Source organism: Nonomuraea sp. NPDC049480, assembly GCF_044465905.1.
GTDB lineage: Bacteria > Actinomycetota > Actinomycetes > Streptosporangiales > Streptosporangiaceae > Nonomuraea.
The window spans coordinates 13076-36896 of record NZ_JBITMD010000006.1 but is presented as its reverse complement, the minus strand read 5'-3'; the positions used below and the strand labels follow the sequence as shown (position 1 = coordinate 36896).

General features: G+C 71.7%; 23 protein-coding genes. 14 read left to right on the top strand and 9 right to left on the bottom strand.

What is annotated here, in order from left to right:
- Positions 1-110: 110 nt before the first annotated feature.
- Genes mbhE through mnhG form a run of 6 tightly spaced genes read left to right on the top strand, consistent with a single transcriptional unit; the run spans position 111 to position 6216 of the window.
- Entirely contained in the window at positions 111-2768 is a 2658-nt protein-coding gene (mbhE, locus tag ACIBX3_RS18720; RefSeq protein WP_397118468.1) for a hydrogen gas-evolving membrane-bound hydrogenase subunit E, read from the top strand.
- Positions 2765-3577, top strand: a complete 813-nt coding sequence (locus ACIBX3_RS18715; protein WP_397118467.1) for a Na(+)/H(+) antiporter subunit C — start codon at positions 2765-2767, stop codon at positions 3575-3577. The genes mbhE and ACIBX3_RS18715 overlap by 4 nt, the downstream gene beginning before the upstream one ends.
- 35 nt (positions 3578-3612) lie before the next feature.
- A complete protein-coding gene (locus ACIBX3_RS18710) occupies positions 3613-5145 on the top strand; it encodes a Na+/H+ antiporter subunit D (protein ID WP_397118465.1) in 1533 nt (510 codons plus the stop codon).
- Positions 5142-5645 (top strand): Na+/H+ antiporter subunit E, encoded by a 504-nt coding sequence (locus ACIBX3_RS18705; protein ID WP_397118463.1) that lies wholly within the window; start codon positions 5142-5144, stop codon positions 5643-5645. The genes ACIBX3_RS18710 and ACIBX3_RS18705 overlap by 4 nt, the downstream gene beginning before the upstream one ends.
- Positions 5642-5902, top strand: a complete 261-nt coding sequence (locus tag ACIBX3_RS18700) for a monovalent cation/H+ antiporter complex subunit F (RefSeq protein ID WP_397118462.1) — start codon at positions 5642-5644, stop codon at positions 5900-5902. Before ACIBX3_RS18705 ends, ACIBX3_RS18700 begins: the two co-directional genes overlap by 4 nt.
- Entirely contained in the window at positions 5899-6216 is a 318-nt protein-coding gene (gene mnhG, locus ACIBX3_RS18695; RefSeq protein ID WP_397118460.1) for a monovalent cation/H(+) antiporter subunit G, read from the top strand. Before ACIBX3_RS18700 ends, mnhG begins: the two co-directional genes overlap by 4 nt.
- Here mnhG and ACIBX3_RS18690 read toward each other — a convergent pair.
- From ACIBX3_RS18690 to ACIBX3_RS18675, 4 genes are all read right to left on the bottom strand, one after another.
- Positions 6165-6698, bottom strand: a complete 534-nt coding sequence (locus ACIBX3_RS18690; RefSeq protein ID WP_397118458.1) for a DUF6328 family protein — start codon at positions 6696-6698, stop codon at positions 6165-6167. The genes mnhG and ACIBX3_RS18690 overlap by 52 nt on opposite strands.
- A 148-nt stretch (positions 6699-6846) precedes the next feature.
- Positions 6847-8877 carry a xanthine dehydrogenase family protein molybdopterin-binding subunit gene (locus ACIBX3_RS18685; RefSeq protein WP_397118457.1) on the bottom strand — a complete coding sequence of 677 codons (2031 nt, stop codon included), beginning with the start codon at positions 8875-8877 and terminating at the stop codon, positions 6847-6849.
- A complete protein-coding gene (locus tag ACIBX3_RS18680; RefSeq protein WP_397118455.1) occupies positions 8874-9845 on the bottom strand; it encodes an FAD binding domain-containing protein in 972 nt (323 codons plus the stop codon). Before ACIBX3_RS18680 ends, ACIBX3_RS18685 begins: the two co-directional genes overlap by 4 nt.
- On the bottom strand, positions 9842-10342 hold the full coding sequence (locus tag ACIBX3_RS18675) for a (2Fe-2S)-binding protein (RefSeq protein WP_397118453.1): 501 nt from the start codon (positions 10340-10342) through the stop codon (positions 9842-9844). The genes ACIBX3_RS18680 and ACIBX3_RS18675 overlap by 4 nt, the downstream gene beginning before the upstream one ends.
- A gap of 95 nt (positions 10343-10437) precedes the next feature.
- On the opposite strand from ACIBX3_RS18675, the gene ACIBX3_RS18670 reads away from it, so the two are divergent.
- The 4 genes from ACIBX3_RS18670 (at position 10438) to ACIBX3_RS18655 (ending at position 17835) form a co-directional block, all read left to right on the top strand.
- Entirely contained in the window at positions 10438-11583 is a 1146-nt protein-coding gene (locus ACIBX3_RS18670; RefSeq protein WP_397118451.1) for an acetate/propionate family kinase, read from the top strand.
- On the top strand, positions 11580-12833 hold the full coding sequence (locus tag ACIBX3_RS18665; RefSeq protein ID WP_397118449.1) for an erythromycin esterase family protein: 1254 nt from the start codon (positions 11580-11582) through the stop codon (positions 12831-12833). Before ACIBX3_RS18670 ends, ACIBX3_RS18665 begins: the two co-directional genes overlap by 4 nt.
- Before the next feature lie 48 nt (positions 12834-12881).
- Complete coding sequence (locus tag ACIBX3_RS18660) at positions 12882-15014, top strand: ATP-dependent RecD-like DNA helicase (protein ID WP_397118447.1); 2133 nt, start codon at positions 12882-12884, stop codon at positions 15012-15014.
- 64 nt (positions 15015-15078) lie between these two features.
- Complete coding sequence (locus ACIBX3_RS18655; RefSeq protein ID WP_397118445.1) at positions 15079-17835, top strand: tetratricopeptide repeat protein; 2757 nt, start codon at positions 15079-15081, stop codon at positions 17833-17835.
- A 15-nt stretch (positions 17836-17850) separates the two neighbouring features.
- Here the strand turns inward: ACIBX3_RS18655 and ACIBX3_RS18650 are convergent, their stop codons facing one another.
- On the bottom strand, positions 17851-18513 hold the full coding sequence (locus tag ACIBX3_RS18650; RefSeq protein ID WP_397118443.1) for a hypothetical protein: 663 nt from the start codon (positions 18511-18513) through the stop codon (positions 17851-17853).
- A 184-nt stretch (positions 18514-18697) separates the two neighbouring features.
- Between ACIBX3_RS18650 and ACIBX3_RS18645 the strand changes: the two genes are divergently transcribed.
- Complete coding sequence (locus ACIBX3_RS18645) at positions 18698-18973, top strand: hypothetical protein (RefSeq protein WP_397118441.1); 276 nt, start codon at positions 18698-18700, stop codon at positions 18971-18973.
- A 72-nt stretch (positions 18974-19045) separates the two neighbouring features.
- Here ACIBX3_RS18645 and ACIBX3_RS18640 read toward each other — a convergent pair whose 3' ends face one another.
- The 3 genes from ACIBX3_RS18640 to ACIBX3_RS18630 are packed head-to-tail and all read right to left on the bottom strand — an operon-like array spanning position 19046 to position 21534.
- A complete protein-coding gene (locus ACIBX3_RS18640) occupies positions 19046-19492 on the bottom strand; it encodes a CBS domain-containing protein (RefSeq protein WP_397118439.1) in 447 nt (148 codons plus the stop codon).
- Positions 19493-19529: 37 nt separating this feature from the next.
- Entirely contained in the window at positions 19530-20192 is a 663-nt protein-coding gene (locus tag ACIBX3_RS18635) for a potassium channel family protein (RefSeq protein ID WP_397118437.1), read from the bottom strand.
- Positions 20185-21534: a TrkH family potassium uptake protein gene (locus ACIBX3_RS18630; RefSeq protein ID WP_397119320.1), complete on the bottom strand. Its 1350-nt coding sequence runs from the start codon at positions 21532-21534 to the stop codon at positions 20185-20187. Before ACIBX3_RS18630 ends, ACIBX3_RS18635 begins: the two co-directional genes overlap by 8 nt.
- A 277-nt stretch (positions 21535-21811) precedes the next feature.
- Here ACIBX3_RS18630 and ACIBX3_RS18625 point away from each other — a divergent pair, with 277 nt between their 5' ends.
- The gene (locus ACIBX3_RS18625; protein WP_397118435.1) at positions 21812-21973 is read left to right on the top strand and encodes a hypothetical protein; all 162 of its coding nucleotides are present in this window, start codon (positions 21812-21814) and stop codon (positions 21971-21973) included.
- Positions 21974-21995: 22 nt separating this feature from the next.
- On the top strand, positions 21996-22565 hold the full coding sequence (locus tag ACIBX3_RS18620) for an NADAR family protein (protein WP_397118433.1): 570 nt from the start codon (positions 21996-21998) through the stop codon (positions 22563-22565).
- Here ACIBX3_RS18620 and ACIBX3_RS18615 read toward each other — a convergent pair.
- Entirely contained in the window at positions 22544-23086 is a 543-nt protein-coding gene (locus tag ACIBX3_RS18615) for an RNA 2'-phosphotransferase (protein ID WP_397118431.1), read from the bottom strand. The two genes, ACIBX3_RS18620 and ACIBX3_RS18615, sit on opposite strands and share 22 nt — an antisense overlap.
- A gap of 71 nt (positions 23087-23157) precedes the next feature.
- On the opposite strand from ACIBX3_RS18615, the gene ACIBX3_RS18610 reads away from it, so the two are divergent.
- Positions 23158-23745, top strand: coding sequence for a hypothetical protein (locus ACIBX3_RS18610; protein ID WP_397118429.1), 588 nt, complete (start codon positions 23158-23160; stop codon positions 23743-23745).
- The last annotated feature ends 76 nt before the right edge of the window (positions 23746-23821 follow it).

Genomic DNA, 23821 nt, shown 5'->3' with positions numbered 1-23821 from the left:
CGCACCGGCCGCCTAAAGGGCGGGTCAACCCCCGTCGTGCCTGCGTGGCGGTGGTGGTGCGGCGGGGGAGATTGGGCGGACGTAGCCGGAAATCGCCGCCCGAGGAGCTCATGGAGTCGCTGCTGATCCTGCACGCGGTGGCGGCGGCGTGCGCTCCCTGGCTGGCCCGCCGCATGGGGCGGCGCTCCTTCGTCCTCCTGGCCGTCCCCCCGGCGGCCGGTTTCTGCTACACGTTCTGGCCGGGGGCGGCCGGCACGCACAGCACGAGCTGGGCGCCGGCGATCGGGCTCGGGCTCGCCTTCCGGGTGGACCCGCTGGCCGTGCTCATGATGGGGCTGGTCACGGGCGTCGGGGTGCTGGTGCTGGTCTACAGCGTCCGCTACTTCCCGGAAGGGGACGACGGGCTGGGGCGCTACGGGGGCGCCATGGTGGCGTTCGCGGGGTCGATGCTGGGGCTGGTGACGGCGGACGACCTGCTCCTGCTGTACGTGTTCTGGGAGCTGACCACCGTCTTCTCCTACCTGCTGATCGGGTACGACCCGCGGAGCCGGATGAGCCGGCAGGCGGCGATGAAGGCGCTGATGGTCACCACGTCCGGCGGCCTGGCGATGCTGGCCGGGTTCGTGCTGGCCGGGCAGGCGGCGGGGACGTACCGGATCTCCGAGATCGGGGCGGTGGGCCCGGTGGCCGTCGCGCTGATCCTGACCGGGGCGCTGGCGAAGTCGGCGATCTTCCCGTTCAGCACCTGGCTGCCGGCCGCCATGGCGGCGCCCACGCCGGTGTCGGCGTACCTGCACGCGGCCGCCATGGTGAAGGCGGGCGTGTACCTGCTGGCCAGGCTCGGCCCCGTGGCCGGCGACGTGCCGCTGTGGCGGGCGGTGGCGGTGCCGCTCGGCGTGGTGACGATGCTGCAGGGCGGCTGGCGGGCGCTGCGTGAGACGGATCTGAAGCGGTTGCTGGCCTACGGCACGGTGAGCCAGCTCGGATTCATGGTGGTGCTGTTCGGGTCGGGGAACGAGGCCGCGGCGCGGGCCGGGGCGGCCGTGGTGCTGGCGCACGGGCTGTTCAAGGCGGCGTTGTTCCTGGTGGTGGGCATCGTCGATCACGCGACCGGCACCCGGGAGGCAGGCGAGCTCAGCGGGGTCGGGCGGGCGATGCCGTGGGTGTGCGCGGTCGCGGTGGCGGCCGGTGCGTCGATGGCCGGGCTGCCGCCGCTGACCGGGTTCGTGGCGAAGGAGGCCGCTCTCGAGGCGTTGCTGGGCGAGCCGCTCACGCTGGCGGGCGTGGTGGCGGGGTCGGCGTTGACGGCGGCCTACACGCTGCGGTTCCTGTGGGGCGCGTTCGCCGCCAAGCCGGGCGTGGCGGCGCGGCCGGTGCATGGGGTGCCCGCGGCCATGTTCGCGCCGGCGGCGCTGCTGTCCGGCCTGGGGCTGGCCTCGTGGCCGGCGCATGCCGAGCCGCTGCCGTTGCTGCTGTCGGCGGGGGCGCTGGCGGCGGGCGCGGTGTTGTTCCTGGCCAGGGAGCCGGTGGCCAGGGCCGGGGCGGCGCTGCACGTCATCGACTCCGGCCAGGTCTTCTGGGCGGCCGTACGCCGGCTGGACCGGCTCGCCATCCAGGTCACCGGCCTGATCCAGCGCGGCTCGGTGCCGGACTACCTGATCCTCACGCTGCTGGCCACGGTCGGCGTCGGCCTGTTCTCCCTCGGGTACGGGGGCGCGCCCCGCCTGGACGTGCCGGTCGTCGGCTGGCAGCGGCCCGAGCAGCCGGTCGTCGCCGTCCTGACGATCGCGGCGGCCGTGCTCGCGTTGTTCGCCCGCGCGTACATCTTCCTGGCACTCGTCGTGGGCCTGGCCGGTTACGGCACGGCGTTGCTGTTCCTCGCGCACGGCTCGCCCGACCTGGCGCTCACCCAGTTCCTGGCCGAGACGCTGAGCCTGGTGGTGTTCGCGCTGGTGCTGCGGCGGCTGCCGCTCACCCCGGTCAGGAGCAGGCTGGCGGCGCCGTTCCGCGCGGGGCTCGGGCTGGCCGTGGGCGTGGTGGCGACGGGCGCGTGCATGCTGGCGATGGGCGCGCGCGACACCGAGCCGGTGGGTGCGCTGATGGAGGCGGCGGCCGAGCAGGCGGGCATGCGCAACGTCGTCAGCGCGCTGATCGTCGACATCCGCGCCTGGGACACCATGGGCGAGAGCACGGTGCTGGTCGTGCTGACGCTGGGCGTGACGAGCCTGGTGTTCCTGCGGCGCAGGTCGTACCACATCGAGCCGGGCGAGCACCTGGCAGGCGAGCGCACGCACTGGCTGGCGGCCACGCTGCCACGCGGGCAGCGGGTGATCGCGTTCGAGGTGGCGGCCCGGCTGACGTTCCACACGGTGCTGGTGCTGTCGGTGTTCCTGCTGTTCATCGGGCACAGCGGGGTCGGCGGCGGGTTCGCGGGCGGCATCGTGGCCGGGCTGGCGATCACGGTGCGGTACCTGGCGGGCGGCCGCAACGAGCTGGCCACGGCGGTGCCGGTGCACGCGGGCGTGCTGATGGGCGCGGGGCTGACGCTGTCGGCCGGGGCGGCGCTGGCCGGGCTGCTGTTCGGGCGGGCGGCGCTGGACATGCTGGCGGCGGACGTGACGGTGCCGCTGATGGGGCACGTGCACCTGTCCACGGGCCTGCTGTTCGACATCGGCGTGTACGTCTCGGTGATCGGCATGGTGCAGGACGTGCTGCGCGGCCTCGGGGCGGAGCTGGACCGGCAGATCGACGCCGGGGAGCGGCCGTGACCGTGCCGCTGCTGCCGTTCGCCGCCTGCCTGGCGATGATCGCGGCCGGGGTGACGCTGCTGCTGGAGCGGAGCCTGGTCCGCGTGCTGGCCGGCGTGATCATGCTGGGCAACGGGGTGAACCTGCTCATCGTGACCGCGAGCGGCGGCGCGGGCGGCCCGCCCTTCGCGGGGACCACGGGCATGGCCGACCCGCTGCCGCAGGCCATGGTGCTCACCGCCATCGTGATCACCTTGGGCGTGACGGCGTTCCTGCTGGCCGTGGTGCACCGCTCGTGGCAGCTCACCGGCAGCGACGAGGTCCAGGACGACACCGAGGACCGGCGCGTGCGGCTGCGCGCCCGCCGCGGCGAGCTGAGCGACGCCGTGCGCCGGAGGCGGGACGCCTACCGGCGGCTCGTCCTCGAGCAGCGGGCCGAGATGGCGCACCTGGAGGCCGAGTGGGCCGAGCGCGAGCGCCTGGAGGAGGCCGACCTGGAGCGGCGCATCTCCCGGGTGCACATCGAGCTGGAGCGCTGGACGCGCGGGCTCCTTCAGGAGGGCCTGACGGAGGAGGAGCTGCACACCCGCTTGGAGGAGGCGGCGCTGCGCGCGGACGCCGCCGCCATGGACAACGTCCTGCGCATCGAGGAACTGCGCGAGGAGCACGAGCGGCGGCGGGAGGCCCAGGCGGCCGGGGAGCGGGACCTGCGCAGGAGGCTCAAGGCGCGGCAGCGGGAGGCCCGCAGGCAGATGCGGGCCGCCATCAGGGAGGAGCTCGAACGCCAGGCCCTGGCGCAGGACCCCGAGCTGGAGGGCGAGGACTCGTGACGGCGCCCGCGCACATTACTGGGAGTCTCGTCTGCGTGCCCGTGCTGCTGCCGCTGCTGGCGGCCGGGGTGAAGCTGGCGATCGGCGGGCGGCTGCGGCGGCTGCAGTCGCTGATCAGCCTCGGCACGCTCACCGTGTCGCTGGTGGTGTCGGTGCTGCTGCTGGTGGCGGTGGACACGGGCGGGCCGCTGGTGACCGAGCTGGGCGGGTGGCCGGCGCCGATCGGGATCTGCCTGGTGGCCGACCGGCTGTCGGCACTGGTGCTGGTGGTGTCGTCGGCGGTGACGCTGTGCGTGATGGCGTACTCGGTGGCGAACGCCTACGCCGAGCAGGAGCACGACGCGCCCATGGCGATCTTCCATCCGGCGTTCCTGGTCATGGTGGCGGGGGTGGCGGACGCGTTCCTGTCGGGGGACCTGTTCAACCTGTTCGTGGCGTACGAGCTGCTGCTGAGCGGCTCGTACGTGCTGCTCACGTTCGGCGGCACCGAGTCGCGGATCCGGGCGGGGGCCACGTACACGCTGATGGCGCTGGCCTCGTCGATGTTGTTCCTCATCGCGCTGGCGGTCACGTACGCGGCCACCGGGACGCTGTCGATGGCGCACCTCGCCGAGCGGTTCGCCACGCTGCCCGAGCAGGTGAAGCTGCTGGTGGAGCTCATGCTGCTGCTGGTGTTCGGGATCAAGGCGGCCCTGTTCCCGATGTCGGCGTGGCTGCCCGACTCCTACCCGACGGCGCCCGCCCCGGCCACGGCCGTGTTCGCCGGGCTGCTCACCAAGGTCGGCGTCTACTCGATCATCCGGCTGGAGGCGCTGCTGTTCCCGGGCGGGCCGGTGTCGACGCTGCTGATGTGGGTGGCGCTGGCCACGATGCTGGCCGGCGTGCTGGGCGCGGTCGCGCAGACGGACCTCAAGCGGATGCTGTCGTTCACGCTGGTCAGCCACGTCGGGTACATGGTGTTCGGCGTGGCCCTGTCCACGGTGGCCGGGATGGCGGGCGCGATCTTCTACGTCATGCACCACATCACCGTGCAGACGAGCCTGTTCCTGGTGACGGGGCTGATCGAGCGGCGTACCGGCATCACCTCGGTGAGCAGGCTCGGCGGGCTGATGAAGACGGCCCCGCTGATCGCCGTGCTGTTCTTCGTCCCCGCCATGAACCTGTCCGGCATTCCCCCCATGTCGGGCTTCCTGGGGAAGCTGATGCTGGTGCAGGCGGGCCTGGCCGACGGCGGGCCGCTGCCGGTCGTGCTCGTGACGGCGGGGCTGGTGACGAGCCTGCTCACCCTGTACGCCGTCGCCAAGACGTGGGCCAAGGCGTTCTGGCGCGCGCCCAGGGAGGCCAGGGCGGGCGCGGTGGTGGAGAGCGAGGAGTACACCGGCCAGGAACCGACCGTCGTCACGACCACGCTCCCCCTGGCGCTGTCGGTTCCGGTGGCGGCGCTGGTGGCGCTCGGGCTGTCGCTCACGGTGCTGGCCGGGCCGCTGTCGGCGCTGACGCAGCGGGCGGCCGGCGAGCTCATGGCCCGCGACCCCTACGTCACGGCCGTGCTGGGGAGGACGCGATGAGCCCGCGGCTGCTGCAGATCGGCTGGCTGGTGCTGGTGTGGGTGACGCTGTGGGGCGATGTGTCGCCGGGCAACGTGCTGGGCGGGGTGGCGGCCGCGCTGCTGGTGACGTGGCTCCTGCCGCTGCCCTTCCTCGACCCCGGCATCCGGCTGCGGCCGGTGGCGCTGGCGCGTTTCCTGGCCTGGTTCGGGTGGGACATGGTGGTCTCGACGGCGCGGGTGGTGTGGTGGGTGGTGCGGCCGGGGCCGCCGCCGACGCAGTTCGTCCGGGTGGAGCTGCGCACCTCGTCCGAGTCCATGATCACGCTGATCATGGCGGCGCTGGCGAACGTGCCCGGCAGCATCGTCGTGGAGGCGTACGTCGGGGAACGGCGCCTGCTGCTGCACGTGCTCGGCCTGCGCGGCGACGCCGCCGAGGGAGTGCGGGCGCACGTGGCCGGGCTGGAGTCGCGCATCGTGGCGGCGTTCGGCACCCGCCGGGACCGGGAGGAGCTGGGATGACCTTGGTGTACGCGGTGACGCTGGCGCTGCTCGGATGCGCGGCGGCGGCCACCCTCTACCGGGCGGCGCGCGGCCCGTCGATGCTGGACCGGGCGGTGGCGCTGGACGTGGCGACGTCGCTGGCGATGTGCGGGGTGGGGGCGTTCGCGGTGGCCAGGGACGACTACTCGGACCTGCCGATCATGCTGGTGCTGTCGCTGCTGGGGTTCGTCGGGTCGGTGTCGCTGGCCCGGTTCTTCGCCGGGCCGTCGCGGTGAACGCGGCGGCGGGCTGCTGCCTGCTGCTGGGGGCGGCGCTGGCGTTGTCGGCCGGGGTGGGGCTGGTGCGGTTCCGTACCACGCTGGACCGCATGCACGCCGGGACGAAGCCGCAGGTCGCCGGGGTGCTGCTGGTGCTGCTCGGCATGTGGCTGCACCGGCCGGCGTGGGCGACCGCGGGGCCGCTGCTGCTGGTGGCCGCCGCTCAGGTGGTCACCGTGGCGGTGGCGGCGTACATGGTGGCGCGGGCCGCCTACGCGCGTCAGTCGTCGGGCGACGACGATGACGGCGACGGGACCGCCTTGCCGTCCTGATCGTCCCCGTCGGAGCGGTTGAGCGCCGGCTGGCCGAACCACGTCCACAGGGACAGCGCGGCCAGGATCCCGGCGGTGACCCAGGCCAGGGTGACGCCGAAGAGGTAGTCGATCACGAGCATGGTGGCCGTGGTCATCGACACCGCCAGCGCGAGCGCGCCGAGGATGCCGTAGAAGTTGGAGCGGCGTACCAGCGTCTCCTTGCGGCCCTGCCGGAACAGCACCCGGTGCTGCGCGGTCGGCGCGATGTAGCAGATGGACGCGACGGCCGCGCTGACCAGCGCCACGTAGAACAGCCATCGGTCGGCCAGGTCGAGCCGGGCGAAACCCGGCGAGAACGGCACCGTCAGCAGGAACGCGAACAGCACCTGCACGCCGGTGACCGCCACGCGAGCGCCCTGCAGGAGCTCCACGAAGTTCCGGTCCGCGCGCTCCTGCTCCGACTCCCCGCGATCGCGTGCCTGCTCCGACTCCGGTTTCACGCGGCCTCCGTCCTCCTCCACAAGAGACCTCTACTTCCTCCCCAAAGCGGGTCAAAACCTCGGGCCTCCTCCCCGGGAAAGGTCAAGACCCCCTTGGCGGGAGTGACGGAAAGGCCTCCCCTTCGAAAACCCTGCTCGACCAGACGGGTCAGGACGCCGGCAGGAGGATCTTGGCAGGGGTGATGGGCAGGTCGCGGACGCGGTGACCGGTGGCGTGGTGGACGGCGTTGCCGACGGCGGCGGCGGTGCCCACGATGCCGATCTCGCCGATGCCCTTGCAGCCCATCGGGTTGAGCGCGTCGTCCTGCTCGTCCAGCCAGACCGCCTCGATGCTCTCCACGTCCGCGCAGGCGGGGACGTGGTACTGCGCCAGGTCGCGCCGCAGGAAACCGCCGAACTCCTCGTCGGTGAGCGTCTCCTCCATCAGCGCCATGCCCAGGCCCATCGTCATGCCGCCGACGAACTGCGACCGCGCCAGCCTGGCGTCCACGATGCGGCCGGCGGCGAACACGCCGAGCAGGCGCGGCACGCGGACCTCACCGGTCACCGCGCTGACCCTGACCTCGGCGAACTGGGCGCCGAAGGCGTGCCTGGCCAGCTCCGATTCGCCCTTGATCTCCTCGGTGGTGTCGGCGCGGCCCTCCTTGCCGTTCTTCATCAGCTCCTCGCAGGCGCGCACCACGGCGGACCCCCACGAGGCCGTGCCCATGGAGCCGCCCGCGACCGGCGCGTCCGGCAGGTCGCTGTCACCCAGCTCGACGTGCACCCGGCCGGGGGCGACGCCGAGCGTCTCGGCCGCGATCCTGGTCAGCGCGGTACGTGCGCCGGTGCCGATGTCGGCGGCGGCCACCTGGACGAGGAAGTCGCCGTCACGCACCCTGGCCACGGCCTGTGACGGCCGCCGCCTGGCCGGATAGGTGGAGGCGGCCACCCCGGTCCCGATCAGCCACTCCCCCTCGCGCCTGACTCCCGGCGCCGGGTCGCGCCGGTCCCAGCCGAAGCGGCGGGCGCCCTCCCGCAGACAGGCCACCAGGTTGCGGGAGCTGAAGGGCAGGCCGCTCTCCGGCTCGGTCTCCGGGTCGTTGCGCACGCGCAGCTCGACCGGGTCGATGCCGGCGGCGCAGGCCAGCTCGTCGATGGCGGACTCCAGGGCGTACATGCCGGGGCACTCGCCGGGGGCGCGCATCCACGACGGGGTGGCCACGTCCAGCCGGACCAGCCGGTGCGCGGTGCGCAGCGCGGGGGCGGCGTACATGGTGCGGGCCGGGGTCGCGGTCTGCTCGGCGAACTCCACGAGCGTGGAGCTCTGCTCGTACGCGACGTGCTCCAGCGCGGTCAGCCGGCCCTCGTCGTCCGCGCCCAGCCGCAGCCGCTGGATCGTGGGCGTGCGGTAGCCGGTCACGTCGAACATCTGCTGCCTGGTCAGCGCGACCTTGACCGGGCGGCCCACGGCCCTGGCGGCCACGGCGGCGAGCACGGCCTGCGGCCGGGTGGTGCCCTTGCAGCCGAAGCCGCCGCCGACGTGCCGGGACACGACGCGGACCCGGGCGGGCGGCAGGCCGAGCGTCTTGGCGATGGTGTCGCGGTCCGGGGAGGCTCCCTGCGCCGAGTCGTAGACCAGCAGCCTGCCCTCGACGTCCCACAGGGCCAGCGAGGCGTGCGGCTCCATCGGGTTGTTGTGCAGGACCGGGGTCGTGTACGTCACGTCGACAGCGGTCGCCGCCCCGGCCAGCCCGGCCTCGACGTCCCCTTGCTCGGTGTCGGCCGGGAGGTTCGGGTTGACGACGTCCGGACGGTACAGGCGGGGGTGGTCGGCGCGCAGGCCGACGTCGTGGTCGGCGGGCTCGTACTCGACGCGTACGGCGTCGGCGGCGGCGCGGGCGTTCTCGTAGGTGTCGGCGACGACGGCGGCGATCAGCTGCCCACGGTAGGCGACGTCGCGGCTCTGGAACAGGGCCAGCTCGCCGTCGGCGTCCTCGGCCAGCTCGGGCGGGTCGTCGACGGACAGCACGCCGAGCACGCCGGGCATCTCCATGGCCTGGCTCACGTCGACGCGGGCGACGCGGCCCCTGGCGATCAGCGACTGCACCGGGCAGGCGTAAGTGACGCCCTCGACCGGGTATTCGGCGGCGTACGTGGCCAGCCCGGTGACCTTGACACGGCCCTCGACGCGGTTCACGATGCCAGCTCCTCGAGCGTGTTGACGATCAGGTTGCGGGCCAGGGGGATCTTGTAGGCGTTGCGCGGCAGCGGGCGGGCCTGTTCCAGCTCGGCCTCGGCGGCCGCCAGGAACGCCTCGCCGGTCGCCGGGCCGCCGATCAGCGCCTGCTCGGCCCGTTCCGCCCGCCAGGGCGCGTGCGCCACGCCGCCGAGGGCGATGCGGCAGTCGCCGACGATCCCGTCGTCGCGGACGTCGAGCACGGCGGCGATGGATACGAGGGCGAACGCGAACGACGCGCGCTCGCGTACCTTGCGGTAGGCGGAGGCGCCGGGCGGCGGCGCGGGCAGCTCGACGGAGGTGATCAGGTCGCCGGGCTCCAGGACGGTGTCCTGCTCGGGCGCGTCGCCGGGCAGACGGTGCAGCCCCGGCATCGGGACGATCCGGTCGCCGCCCGGCCCGGTGACGTGGACCTCGGCATCCAGCGCGGCCAGCGCGACGGCCAGGTCCGACGGGTGGGTGGCCACGCAGGCGTCCGAGGCGCCGAGCACGGCCAGGTTCGTATGGTCGCCCTCGATGGCCGGGCAGCCGGAGCCGGGGCGGCGCTTGTTGCACGGCCTGCTCACGTCCTGGAAGTACGCGCAACGGGTGCGCTGCAGCAGGTTGCCGGCCACCGTCGCCATGTTGCGGACCTGCCCGGACGCGCCGGCCAGGACGGCGCGGGCGAGCATCGGGTAGCGGCCGCGGACGAGCGGGTCGGCCGCCAGGTCGCTGTTGCGGACGGCGGCGCCGATCCGCAGCCGGTCGCGGACCTGCTCGATGGCGTCGAGCGGCAGGCGGCTGACGTCGACGAGCCGTTCCGGCCGGGCCACGCCCAGGCGCATGAGGTCGACCAGATTGGTGCCGCCGCCCAGGTACATGGTGCCGGGCCGGAACCGGCGCACCGCGTCGGACGGGCTGCCGGCCCGGGCGTACTCGAAGGGCTTCACCGCGTCTCCCCGGATGCCACCTCGGAGATGGCGCCGACGATCCCGGCGTACGCGCCGCACCGGCACAGGTTGCCGCTCATCCGCTCCCTGATCTCCTCGGGCGTCAGTCCCGGGTCGGCGAGGATGTCCTCGGTGACGGCGCTCGGCCCCGGCTCGCCGAGCATCCCGGCCGCCGAGCAGAGCTGTCCCGGCGTGCAGTAGCCGCACTGGAAGGCGTCGTGCTCGATGAACGCGGCCTGCAGGGGATGCAGTTCGTCGCCGTTCGCCAGGCCCTCGACGGTGGTGATCTCAGATCCGTCCACCGCGACCGCCAGCGCCAGGCAGGAGTTGGCCCGCCGCCCGTCGATGAGCACCGTGCAGGCCCCGCACTGGCCGTGGTCACACCCCTTCTTCGAGCCGATCAGGCCGAGTCGTTCGCGCAGGAGGTCGAGCAGCGACATCCGGGGGTCGACGTCCGCTGAGCGCGGCACGCCGTTGACCTGAAGGGTGATGTCCATGGCGCTCGCCTACCCGACGTCCTCACGCGGCAACCTCTGAGGGCGGTAAAGCCGAATGTCCGTTTTGTGATGACGGTGACGGGTAGCCGTGCCGCATGGGCGAGGCGTTCGACGATCAGATGACCGAGTCGGCGGCGATACTCACCGTCAACGCCGGCTCGTCGAGCCTCCGGCTGGACCTGGTGCAGGGCGGGAGCGTGCTGGACAGCGCGCACGCCGAGCGCGCCGTCGACGAGGGGGCGGCCGGGGAGGAGCTGGCGGCGTTCCTCGGCGGCCACTTCGACCGGGACATCAAGGCCGTGGCACATCGTCTCGTGCACGGCGGCGAGGTCGTGCGCACACCGGCGGTGGCCGACGACGAGACCGCGGCGGCGCTCCGCAAGATCACGAGCCTGGCGCCGCTGCACCTGCCGCCGTCGCTGGCGCTGCTGGAGGCGGCCCGCGAGCAGCTCCCGGCCATCCCGCACGTGCTCTGCCCGGACACCGCCTTCCACGCCGGCCTGCCGGACACGGCCGCCACGTACGCCCTTCCGCCCGAATGGCGCGAGCGGCACGGCCTGCGCCGCTACGGCTTCCACGGCCTGTCCTACGCGTGGGCCGCCGACCGGGTTGCCGAGCTGCTCGGCCGGCCGGTGACCGAGCTGGAGCTGGTGCTGACGCACCTGGGCGGCGGGTGCTCGGTGTGCGCGGTGTCGGGCGGGCGCAGCGTGGACACGTCGATGGGGTTCACGCCGCTGGACGGCGTGCCCATGAGCAAACGCTCGGGCGGCGTGGATCCCGGGATGCTGATGTGGCTGCTGTCCGAGGGCCACCTGTCCGTGGACGAGCTGAGCGACGGGCTGGAACGGCGCTCGGGACTGCTCGGTCTGTCGGGCGGGCGGTCCGGGGACACGCGGGAGCTGGTGGCCGCCGAGCGGGACGGGGACGAGGCGGCCGCGCTGGCGCTGCGTGTGTTCAGCCACCGGGTCGCCCGCGAGATCGCCGCCGCGGCCACGTCGCTCACGCGGATCGACGCGCTGGTGTTCACCGGGGAGATCGGCTGGGACCAGCCCGAGGTCCGCGAGGCGGTCTGCCGCCGCCTCGGCCTGCTCGGCGTCGAGCCGCCCGTGCGGGGCGACCGTCACGACGACGGCCCCGTCAGCGCGTACGGCGCCGCCGTCCCCGTCCTGGTGGTGCAGGTACGCGAGGAGCTCCAGCTCGCCCGCGAATGCCTGCGCGTGCTCGCGGAGGAGGACGAATGACAGAGCTGGAGGGGGTACGCCGCTCCGCGCTCCCGCTGACCGGCCCCGAGGACCTGGACCCGCTGCTCGACCGCGTGGGCGAGGCCAGGTTCGTGCTGATCGGCGAGGCCAGCCACGGCACCCACGACTACTACGTCTGGCGGGCCCAGCTGACCCGCCGCCTGATCGCCGAGAAGGGCTTCCGGTTCGTCGCGGTCGAGGGCGACTGGCCCGACTGCGAGCGGGTGCACCGGGCCGTCACGTCCGACACGGACCCCTTCGAGGCCCTGTACGCCTTCGCGCGCTGGCCCACGTTCATGTGGGCCAACCACGAGGTCGTGGACTTCTGCCGCTGGCTGCGCCGCTGGAACGCGGGCCGGCCGCCCGTCGAGCGCTGCGGCTTCCACGGCCTGGACGTCTACAGCCTGTGGGACTCCCTGCGCGCCATCCGCCGCTACGCCGCGGCGAACCTGCCCGGAGAGCTCGACGCGGTGATGGACGCCTTGTACTGCTTCGAGTCCTACGGCCACGACCCCCAGCAGTACGGCATGGCCACCCGGCTGATCCCCGGCACGTGCGAGGACGAGGTCGTGAACCTGCTGGCCGCCGTGGTCCGCGCCGCGCCCGGCGAGCTCGGGATCCGGCAGAACGCCGAGGTCGTGGCGGGGGCCGAGCGCTACTACCGGGCCATGCTGCGCGGCGGCCCCGACTCGTGGAATGTCAGGGACGTGCACATGGCCGACACCCTCGACCGGCTCGCCGGCCACCACGACGCCAAGGCTGTCGTCTGGGCGCACAACACGCACATCGGCGACGCCCGCGCCACCGACATGGCGGCCGCCGGGATGACCAACCTCGGGCAGCTGGCCAGGGAACGGCACGGCGAGGACGCGGTGCTGGTGGGGTTCGGCAGCCATCGGGGGTCGGTGGTGGCCGGGAGCCGGTGGGGCGAGCAGCACCACGTCATGCCGGTGCCGCCGGCGCGGCCCGCGTCCCTGGAGGCGCTGCTGCACGAGTCCCTTGCCGCCCCGCGCGCCCTGTTCCTGGTCCCTTCCGGCCCCAGGCCCGTCTGGTACGACGAGCCGATGGGGCACCGGGCCATCGGCGTGGTGTACCGCCCGGAGCGGGAGCGCTGGGGCAACTACGTGCCCACGGTGGCGGGCCGCCGCTACGACGCGTTCCTCTGGATCGACGAGACCAAGGCCCTGCATCCCCTGCACAACGAGCCCTGGGGTGATGCCGAACCGGAGACGTATCCCACCGCGATGTGACCCGCCGGGTGAACCCGTTTGTCAGTGGCGGGTGGTTTGATCTCTGCTGTGGAGGCTTCGGTCGAGCAGCTCGTGTACGTCCGGGAGGACGAATACACCGTCGCGCGCATGAGCGCCGACGGCATGCCCGACTTCGTGGCCACGGGACGGGCGCTGGCCGGGGTGCAGCCGGGCGAGACGCTGCGGATCCTCGGCGAGTGGGGCCGGCATCCGCGCTACGGCCGGCGGTTCGCGGTCTCCGGGTGCGAGCGGGTGACGCCGTCGTCGGTGCGGGCGATCCGCATCTACCTGGGGTCGGGGCTGGTCAGGGGGATCGGGCCGCGCCTGGCGTACGCGATCGTCGACCATTTCGGCGAGGCCACGCTCAAGGTGATCGACACCGAGCCCGGGCGGCTCACGGAGGTCGTCAACATCGGGCCCACGCGGCAGGCGCAGATCGTCGAGGCGTGGCGGGAGCAGAAGGCCATCGCCGCGCTCATGGTGACGTTGCAGGGGCTCGGGGTCAGCCCGCTGCTGGCCGCCAAGATCTACCAGGCGTTCGGGCAGGACGCCGACGAGGTGCTCGCCACGGACCCGTACCGCCTGATCGGGCGGGTCAGGGGCATCGCGTTCCGCATCGCCGACCGGATCGCGCTGCAGTCCGGGGTGCCCGAGCGCAGCCCGCAGCGGGTCAAGGCGGCGCTGCTGGACCGGCTGGAGGCGGCCGCCACCCGCGACGGGCACTGCTACCTTCCGGTGGCCGCGCTGGTCAGGGAGACCGCGGAGCTGATCGAGCAGGACCAGGACCTGGTGCGGCCGATGCTGGACGCGCTCGTCGCCGACCGCCGGCTGGTCGTCGAGACCTCTCCCGACCAGCCGGGCCAGATGGTGGCGTACGCCAAGCACGTCCACGCCCGGGAGATCGCGCTGGCCGCCCAGCTGACCAGGCTGGCGCAGGCCCGCTCGACGCTGCCGCTGCGCTCGTTCCGCGAGGACCCGACGCTGCACGACGACCAGCGCGCGGCCGTCACCATGGCCCTGACCAGCACCGTCTCGGTCATCACCGGTGGCCCGGGGTGCGGCAAGAGCCACACGGTGAAGGCCATCGCGACCACCGTCCGGGCCGCCGGCGGCACGGTCACGCTCACCGCGCCGACCGGCAAGGCAGCCAAGCGACTGTCCGAGCTGACCGGGATGCCCGCGATGACCGTGCACCGCATGCTCGCCCAGCAGCCCGACCCCGACCCGGACACGCTGTTCCACGAGACGCCGGCGCAGGCCGATCTCATCGTGGTGGACGAGGCGTCCATGCTCGACCTGCACCTGGCCACCCGGCTGACGGCGGCCGTCGCGACCGGCAGCCACCTGCTGCTCATCGGCGACAGCGACCAGCTGCCCAGCATCGGGCCCGGCGACGTGCTGGCCGACCTGCTGCGCGTCCCGGAGATCCCGCGGGTCCAGCTCACGCACGTCTTCCGGCAGGCGGGCGGCAGCGGCATCATCGAGGCGGCGCACCGCGTGCGCGCCGGCCGGATGCCGGTGACGCCGGGCCGGGGCGGGTTCTGGTTCGAGGAGCTGGACGATCCCGAGCAGGTCGCCCAGCGGGTGGCCCACCTGGCGATGGTGGCCATCCCCCGCAAGCAGGGGGTCGAGCCCGGCCAGGTCCAGGTGCTGTGCCCGATGCGCAAGGGCGAGACGGGTGCCACCGCGCTCGGGCGGCTCATCCAGGACCAGCTCAACCCGGCCGCCGACGACAAGCCCGAGCACTGGTCGGGGGCGACCGTGTTCCGGGTGGGCGACCGGGTCATGCCGATCCGCAACAACTACGACAAGGGCGTCTTCAACGGGGAGACGGGGACCGTCACGGCGGTCGTGCCCTCCGAGCGCACGATCACGATCCGGACGGACGACGGGGAGACCGTCCATTATGGTTTCGACGAGCTCGACGACCTGACCCACGCGTACGCGATCAGCGTGCACCGGTCGCAGGGCAGCGAATACCCGTTCGTGGTGGCGCCGATCGTGGCCGAGTCCGGGGGGATCATGCTGCGCCGCAAGCTGCTGTACACGCTGGTGACGCGGGCCAAGGCGTGGGTGGTGCTGGTGGGGCAGCGCGAGGCCCTGGAGATGGCGGTCCACCGGATCGGCCACCGCCGCAACACCGGTCTGGCCCGCCGCCTGGCCCTGAGCCTCGACTCCTGACGCCGGGAGCAGGGTGTCATGATGCTGACTTTTTCGGCGCTGTGAATGGCGCAATGATGACCGCGTGGGGCGACAAGATTGGCAACGGGGGGCATCGAATACAGGCGTTATCACCTTCCTCCTTGCTGTTGCGAACGAGGCGGACCGGCGGCATATTGCGGCCGCCGCCGAGGAGAACAACCCTCCTTTGGAACAGGCCAGCTGGATAGCGGCCATAGTGGGCGTCCTCCTCATGATCATTTTCTACGTTCTCGATAAAACGCTCAAACGGCCGCGCTCCAGCTCGGACGAGGAAGACCGCCGAGAGGTACGAGCGGAGGAAACCGGCCGCAGCGAGCCCGCCGCGACTCCGGACCGTGGCACCGACATACCGCCTGTGAAGACGATCGTCCCGGATACGGAGATGATCGACCGCGATGGCGAACAGGCGGAACTCCGGTCGAGGCTGCTCGACGGCCCAGGAGGCATCGTCGTGGTCAGCGGCGGACGAGGGGTCGGAAAGTCAAGGCTCGTGGCGGAGGTCCTGGCCGATCTGGAGAGTTCCCAGGAGAGGCAAGGCCAGGCCTGCCCACGAATTTTCCGGCACGAGGCCGACCCGGACCTGCAGGTGCGCCTCGACGTTCTGATCGGCGACATGGGGCGCCTGCTCGACGAGCGGCCCACAGCACCGGACGCTTTCATCGGCGCGTCTTCACTCGATCGGCTCAAGGCGGCTCTGGAAGCGCTCGGGGACGTCTCCATGGTGAGCATCATCGACCATGCCGAAAACCTGCTGAACCCCGAAACCGGACAACTCCTCGATTCCGAGCTGGACGCGGCGTTCGAATTTCTCACGACCGCTCCACAACAACACCGGGTCACCGTGGTTCTCGTGACCCGGTTGCCACCGAAAGCCCCCGCACACCGTAAATGGCCTGCGGCGCGGCCTCCCATCACGGTCCGCGGGCTTGGTCGCGAGGATTTCACCGAATACCTCCGCACGCTGGACGACGTGTGCGGACACGGTCTGACCGGCGCACTCGCCCGGCACTACGACCGGTTGCAAGGCAATCCCCGCCTTGCCGAGATGGCTCACGCGATCCTCGAATCGCCGGAGTACGATCCCATCCGGCTCTCCAGGAGCCTGACCGGGGCCGGGGACGTCTCGAGGGTCCTCACTGGACACCTGGTCAGAAGCCTTGATCCAGCGGGGGCCCACGTTCTCGAAGCTCTTGACGCCTTCGGCACGTCGATCGACGCAGGCGCGGTCTCCACGCTCCTCGCCGAGGAGCATTCCGAGAACGAGGTGGTGGACGCGCTAACGTCGCTGGTGAGCAAGCGCGTCGTGCGGGAAACCCCCGATGGCCGGTATTACGTGCCGCCGTCCGACTCCGCCTGGCTGCTGGAAGGCATCGCGGAAGCGGACCGGCCCAACGCCGAGAAGCGGACGAAGCTGCTGATCCGTGCCGGCATCGAACTGGCGGATCGGCACGTGCGGAATCCCGGCGGCGTCGAAGACCTGCGCTTCCACTTCGCCGAGTTGCGGGCCATGATGCGGACGGGCATGCCCACCTGGGCCTTCCGGCGGCTCGAGGACCTCGACCGCGAGCTGCGCAGGTGGAACTGCGGCTTCCTGCTGCTCAGGCAGCGCGAAACGCTCAGGCGGCAGCTCGGCACCACGGATCGGCTCATGCGCAACGAGAACGCGCTCGGCCATCTCTACGCGTCGGACGGGGACTTCAGCAAAGCGAGCAAGGCGTACGGCGACGCGCTGCGCTGCGCGGACGACCGGCAAGACCTCGACAATCGGGCGAGGATTCGCGCCAACCTGGCAGGAGCGTACTGGTGGGACAACGACGTCAACAGCGCCTACGACTCCTACGCGCGGGCTCGGGACGAGTCCGAGGAGCTGATGCGCAGCGACCCTGAGCGCTGTCGCGACCTCCTCATAGTCCAGATGGGGACCCTTGAGAAGATGGCCGATTGCCATCGGCACTGGGGGCGGTACGACGAGGCCATCCAGCTCGCCGAGGAGGCCTTCGGCGTGCCCGAGAAGCCGGAGTACCCGGACACCGCCGAAGCGCGGGATCACGCGGCCCGGCGCATCGGCATCACCTTGAAGATGGCCCGATGGCGCGTTGAACTGGGCGAGACGGATACCGTCGAGCCTCTCATCATGATCGCCGGGCGAGAGATGAACGCACGCAACGAGGACTGGTTGTGGGCCTCGTACCTGGCCGGGCTCGCCGGCTACCGGCTCCAGCGCCACCACTTCGATCAAGCGATCGACGCGGCGAAACAAGCGGTGGAACTTGCACTCAAATACGGCGATCCGATCACCCTGCCGCAGGCACGGGCGACCCTGGGTGCCGCGTACCTGATGCGGGACGACATCGATCTCGCCGAAGCGGCGAGACACATCGAAGGCGCCGCCCGATACCGGCGGCAGGGCGGCCCGCTCATCGTGCCGGCACTGCGCGCGCTGATCTCGCTGGCCGCACCGGAACAGGTCAGCGAGAGTGACGACGCCACCACGCTCTTCCGACAACTGCTCGCGGAGACGGAGAAGCGGATCAAGCGCGACAGGCGGGACAGGCGGGACATCACTGCATGGAACTACCGTGGCTTCGCCCTTTGCGGTCTGAACGGCAAGAGCGATCTCGACGACGCCCGCAAGGCGTTCGAGACGGCCTGTGTCAAGACCACTCCGCCCGCGCCGAACCGCGTCGATCCCCTCGTCCGCCTGCTCGAACGACTTGATGAATACGGTGGGTCACCTGGACGACTGCAGCCCGTCATCCAGGCTCTGCCGGCGGCGGGAACACGTCCCGCCGAGGCCTGAGCCCGCACGCGGGCTTCAGCCGCTCGTCCGCCTGAAGCCCGCCCGCACGTCCTCGGGAGAGTCCGCCTCGGCGCGGAGCCATCCTTCTTCCTGCGCCCGGACGATCGCCTGGATGCGCGTGGACACGCCCATCTCCTGGTAGAGGGCCTGCAAGAGCCGGAACATCGCGCGTTCGGAATATCCCACCCGCCTGGCAAGCTGGGCCACCGTCGACCCCTCCGCCAGTTGCCGCAGCCACGACACCTTCTGCGTGGTGAGAGACGTCGGGGCGGCGCCGGCTCTGCCCGTTCCGGCGGCGAGCGCGGTTGCCACCACCGCCGGCATCACCGACTGCCCCTCGGACGTCGCCTCCACCGTGCGGCGTAACATTCCCGCCGTCACTCCACGCGGGAGAACCGAGCGGGCGCCGACGTGGATCGCCTGAGCCCCGAGCGCCGCGGACTCCTCACCGATCAGTGCGATCACGACGTGCGTCCCGCCGGTGTGACACAAGTTCCTGAGGAGCTCCCAATCGTGTTCGCGCTCCAACGTCAACAACACCACCCGGCGCTGTCCGTGGCGTACCCATGACAGCACATCCGCGGGCGTCTCGACGGCATGACCTGCAGCGGACAAGACGGCGGCGACCCCCTCCCGATACATGGGCAGGCGGTCGACAACCGCGACGTGGACGGCCACCGGTGGCAGGAGATCCCTTCTGGACAGGCTACGAGCCTAAGCATCAAGATTGCCGAGTGCCCAGGATCGTCGCGCCGATCCGGCAGGTTCCCGCGGCCCGTCGTCAGGTTCGCGCCCGTAACTGTTCATGGACCTGCCGGGCAGGCGCTTCCTAGCGTCTGGGGCGACCCGCTAGGAGGTCGTCATGGGCAATCCCAACGTGCCGCCGTTCTACGTCGTCGTGACCAACCAACCACTAAGGGGCCGCCCTGGGGGCAGAGGCCCCTCCTCCTTGGGGAGCCCTGTCCCGGAGCCCCTCCGGAAGTCCATCGAGGAACTCGTCAGGGTGCAGCCGTCCACGTCGCCGGAAGGCATTCGCAGCCTGCTCGTCGCCGGCGAGACCAAAATGGTCATAGGCGTCGGGATGGGCGCTCTGCTGGAACTGATCAAGGCCGTCCGGAGACAGTTGGGGCTGAACTGATCAGCCGTCGTGGCTGTCGTCTTGGATCTGCGCCGGTATACGGGGCGTCCAGCGAGCCGAAGAGCCGGCCGGTCACAGCTCCAGGGCATGATCCATCAGCGACTGCAACGTGACCGCGCCCACCAGCCGCCCGTCGCCGTCCACGACGGCGGCGAGCGGGCTGCGCGTGCGGGCCATGAGCGCCGCCAGCTCCAGCACGGTCGCCTTCCGATCGGCCACCGGCAGCTCCCGGGACTGCTCCGGCAGGCACTGGCGGACGGTCTTGCCGCCCAGCCTGCGCAGGAACAGGTCGGCGTGGGCCTCGTCCACCACCCGCGCCAGCGCCGGATCATCCTGGCAGTACGGTGGCACCGCCAGTCGCAGCACCTGGGTGCCGGGCAGGATGCTGAGCGGCCGGCTGTCGTCGTCGACGATGATGAGACCCGGCAGGTCCTGCTCGGCCAGTAGCTTGGCCGCCTCCAGCGCCGGGCTGTCCAGCGTGACCGTCGGGAACTCGACGGCGAGATCGCGTGCGCGCATCAATGGCCTCCGCTTCTCAGCCTAGCCAAACCGGGCCTCACGGCAGCTCGGCGAAGCGCTCGACCTGCTCGGTACGCCCCGACACGAGGATGATGTCGCCGTAGGACAGCTCGGTCTCGGCGGTGGCGTAGGTGAAGTCCTCGCCGGGGGCCTTGACCGCGACGATCGTCACGCCGAACTTGCGGCGCAGGTTCGACTGGCCCAGGGGCAGGCCGACGTACTCCTTCGGCGGTTTGGTCTTGGCCAGCGCGAAGTTCTCGTCCACCTGCATGTAGTCCAGCATCCGGCCACTGACCAGGTGCGCGACGCGCTCGCCCATGTCGTGCTCGGGGAAGACGACGTGGTGGGCGCCGATGCGGCTGAGGATGCGGCCGTGCTGGGTGCTGATCGCCTTGGCCCAGATGTCGTTGATCTCCAGCTCGACCAGCAGCGACGTGGTCAGGATGCTGGCCTCGATGTCGCTGCCGACCGCCACCACCGCCCGGTAGAAGTCCGGCACGCCCAGCTGGCGCAGTGCCTCCATGTCGGTGGCGTCCGCGGTCGCGATCTGGGTGATCTGCCCCGCCAGCGCCTGTGTGATCTTGGGCCGGTGATCGATGGCCAGGACCTCGGTGCCGCGCCGGGTCAGCTCCAGAGCCAGCGACGAGCCGAACCTCCCCAGCCCGATGACGACGACCGGGTTACTCGTGTACTCACCCAACGATGACACGCTCCTCGGGTAGCTCGTAGTGGCGGGCGCGCCGGTTGAGCGCCAGCGCGGATCCCAGCGTGAGGGGGCCGATCCTGCCGATGAACATCAGCAGAGCCAGCAGGACGTGCCCGGCGGGCCCCACGCTCGCGGTGATGCCGGTGGACAGCCCGGCCGTGCCGAAGGCGGAGATCACCTCGAACAGCACCTGGTCCAGCCCGTGCGGGGTGAGCGCGAGCAGGAGGTACGTCGAGAAGGCCACCAGCGCGACGCCCAGAACCGTGATCGTGATGACCTGGCGCTGCGTGGCCTCAGGCAGCCGCCGGTGCCCGATGTTCACCCGGCTCTCGCCGCGCATCTCGGCCCAGATGATGAAGGCCAGCATCCCGAACGTGGTCACCTTGATGCCGCCCGCCGTGCCCGCGCTGCCGCCGCCGATGAACATCAGCAGATCCGTGGTCAGCCAGCTCGACGGGTACATCTGCGAGATGTCCAGCGTGTTGAACCCGGCCGAGCGCGGCATGACGGCGGTGAAGAAGGCGGCCAGCAGCTTGCCTGAGTCGTCCAGCGGTCCGAGCGTCTTCGGGTTGCGCCATTCGGTGGCCAGGAAGACCAGCGTGCCGAGCACCAGCAGGAACACCGTCGCCCCGACGGTGATCCTGGTCAGGATCGTCCACTTGCGCGGGCGCCGCCAGTGGCGGGCCAGCTCGAACACCACGGGGAAGCCCAGGCCGCCGACGATGGCCGCGGCCGCGATCGTGAGGCAGATCCACGGGTCGGCGACGAACCGCATGAGGCTGTCCGGCCAGAGCGTGAACCCGGCGCTGTTGAAGGCCATGACCGCGTGGAAGCCGCCCTGGTAGAGCGCACGGGCGAACGGCTCGCCGTACCCGATGACGAAGCGCCCGGTGAGCACGGCGGCGGCCACCAGCTCGCACACCAGGCTGAACAGGACCACCTTGCGCACGAGCTGACGCACGTCGCTCATGCTCAGCGTCTTGGTCTCCGCCTGGGCCGCGATCCTGGCCCGCAGCCCCAGCCGCCCCGAGACGAGCAGGGTGAACAGCGTGGCCATCGTCATGATCCCGAGGCCGCCCACCTGGGCCAGCCCGGCGATCACCAGCTCGCCGAACACCGACCAGTGCGACTCGGTGTCGACCAGCACCAGTCCAGTCACGCAGACGGCCGAGGCCGCCGTGAAAATGGCCGTCACCCAGCCGGCCGACTCACCCGTCGTGGTGGCGACGGGCAGGGACAGCAGGGCCGTGCCGATCCCGATGGCCAGCCCGAAGCCGGCGGCCACCGCCTGGGTCGGATGCCCGAACCTGGCTAAGAACGGCGGTGCCGCAGCCATCATCGATCACCGCCATACGCGTCACACACCGTGAACGCCCTCCGCGAGAAGCTCAGCCGACAGTCCGAGCCGACCCGACTTCCCGGCGCACCGCGCACTAAGGTAACAGGCCAGGCGGATGGCCCCGAATCGACGCCCCCTCTCCAAGGCAGCGGCGGGGCAGGTCAGGAGAGGGAGCGGAAGAACGCGCGCAGCTCGGCGGCCATCACGCCGGGCGTCTCCAGGGCGGCGAAGTGCCCGCCGTGGTCGAACTCCGGGTGCCGGACGCCTGGAGGCCGTGGACGCGGACACGTGCCTGTACACCACCGGCTCGAACTCGCTCGACGAGCTGGCCGTCTACATCGCGGTCAAGGGTTTCGACTTCGAGGTCCTCGACCCGCCGGAGCTGGTGCCGGTGCTCCGCGAGCTCTCCGACCGGCTCCGCCGCGCCGCCCGGTGAGACCTGTGGCACGGTAGGGGACATGTCCGATCTCCCCATGACCGTCGACGAGGCCGTCGCCGCCGAGCGATCCGGCCGGCAGCTCAAATATCTGTACTTCTGGGGCCACCAGCCCTCCCGGGACGGCGGCGTCGGCCCCGGCTGCCTCAGCCAGTGGTGGCCGGTGACCTTCACCGAGGACGGGCACGCGTTCGCCTCGGCCGAGCACTACATGATGGCGCACAAGGCATGGCTGTTCGGTGACGAGGAGAGCGCGGCCAAGATCCTCGCGGCCGGCCACCCCGGCGAGGCCAAGACGCTCGGCCGCACCGTACGCGGCTTCGACCAGGCGACGTGGGAGGCGCGGCGGTTCGGGATCGTCGTGCGGGGAAACGCCGCCAAGTTCGGGCAGCACGCGGACCTGTGCGCGTTCCTGCTCGGCACGGCGAACCGGGTCCTCGTGGAGGCCAGCCCGCGCGACCGGGTGTGGGGCATCGGGCTGACGGCCGGCGACGAGCGGGCCGCCTCACCGGCGACGTGGCAGGGCCTGAATCTGCTCGGCTTCGCCCTGATGGCCGCCCGCGACGCCCTTCACGACGGGAAGCGCAGGTAACCGGGCGGCACGTGATCGACCAGCCACACCCCGTTGGCGCTGCGCCGGAACACGTGCCCGTCGGCGTGCATCGCCCCGGCCCCCACTACCAGCACGACCGGAACACCCCGGCGCGCCCCCACCCGCGTCGCCGTCTCCCGGTCCGGCGACAGATGCACGTGATGGCGGCTCATCGGCCGCAGCCCCTCCTCCTTGATGGCCCCCAGGAACCGCGCCACGGTTCCGTGATAGAGCATCTCGGGCGGCTGGACGGCGGGCAGGTCGAGGTCCACCGGCACCGAGTGCCCCTGGCTGGCCCGGATCCTGCCGTCCTCGATCGTGTACCGCCGCTTGTCGTTGGACTCCACCACGTGCCACAGCTCGGCGGCCGTGATCGGGAACCCGTGCTCGGCGGCGGCCCCCAGCAGCACGTCGACGGGCACCCAGCCGCCCTCGTCGAGGGTGATGCCGATGCGCTGCGGATCGTGCCGCAGATGCCGGGCCAGGTACTTCGAAATGCGAATCATGCGCCGCTCGTCCATCACCCGCCATGCTCCCGTGCCCGCCCACCCCACGGCTACCCGATTACAGAAGGGCGTGAGACCCTGCCCCGGTGACCGCACAGATCCCGGACACCGTCGCCATTGACGGCACGGAGCACGCGATCGTGGCGATCGATGGCGGCCCCCTCTTCGATCCCGCCCGCCACGGCATCAAGGTCGCCATGCTGCACACCGGCTGCTGGCGAGGCCACATCTGCGCCTACACGGTGGGGGACAGCCGCCTGCACCTCCACGCCCTGACGCTCGGCCCGCAGACGACGGTACACGGCCATCCGGTCTCCGCCCGTCCGAGATTCCTCGGGGCCGGCTTCGCGGACGACGGATACGGCGAATACACCGCGGCGCCGCTGCGGCTGGAGATCCCGTTCTCGGGCCGGCTGCTCGCCGCGCGGGACTTCATCAGCGGCCTGTACATGCACATGGGCTTCGCTCCAGGCTGGAAGTACGAGCACGTCATCGAGCTGGTCCTGGACGGCGGCCACGTGACGGAGCGGCGGGACCGCTCGCGCGAGATCGTCGAGATCCGCCGCTCCATCGTCGGCGGCGAGATCCCAGACCCGGACGGCCGGCGCGGCGCCCCCGGCTGGGTCAAGCAGACATTCGACCTGGCCTACGATCGTACGTTTCCCCGGCGGTAGCGACGTCACGCCGGCCCCGGCACGCGCGGCCGGGGCAGTCCCGCGCTGCGCGTACGTCCGCGGGGGCGGAGACGCG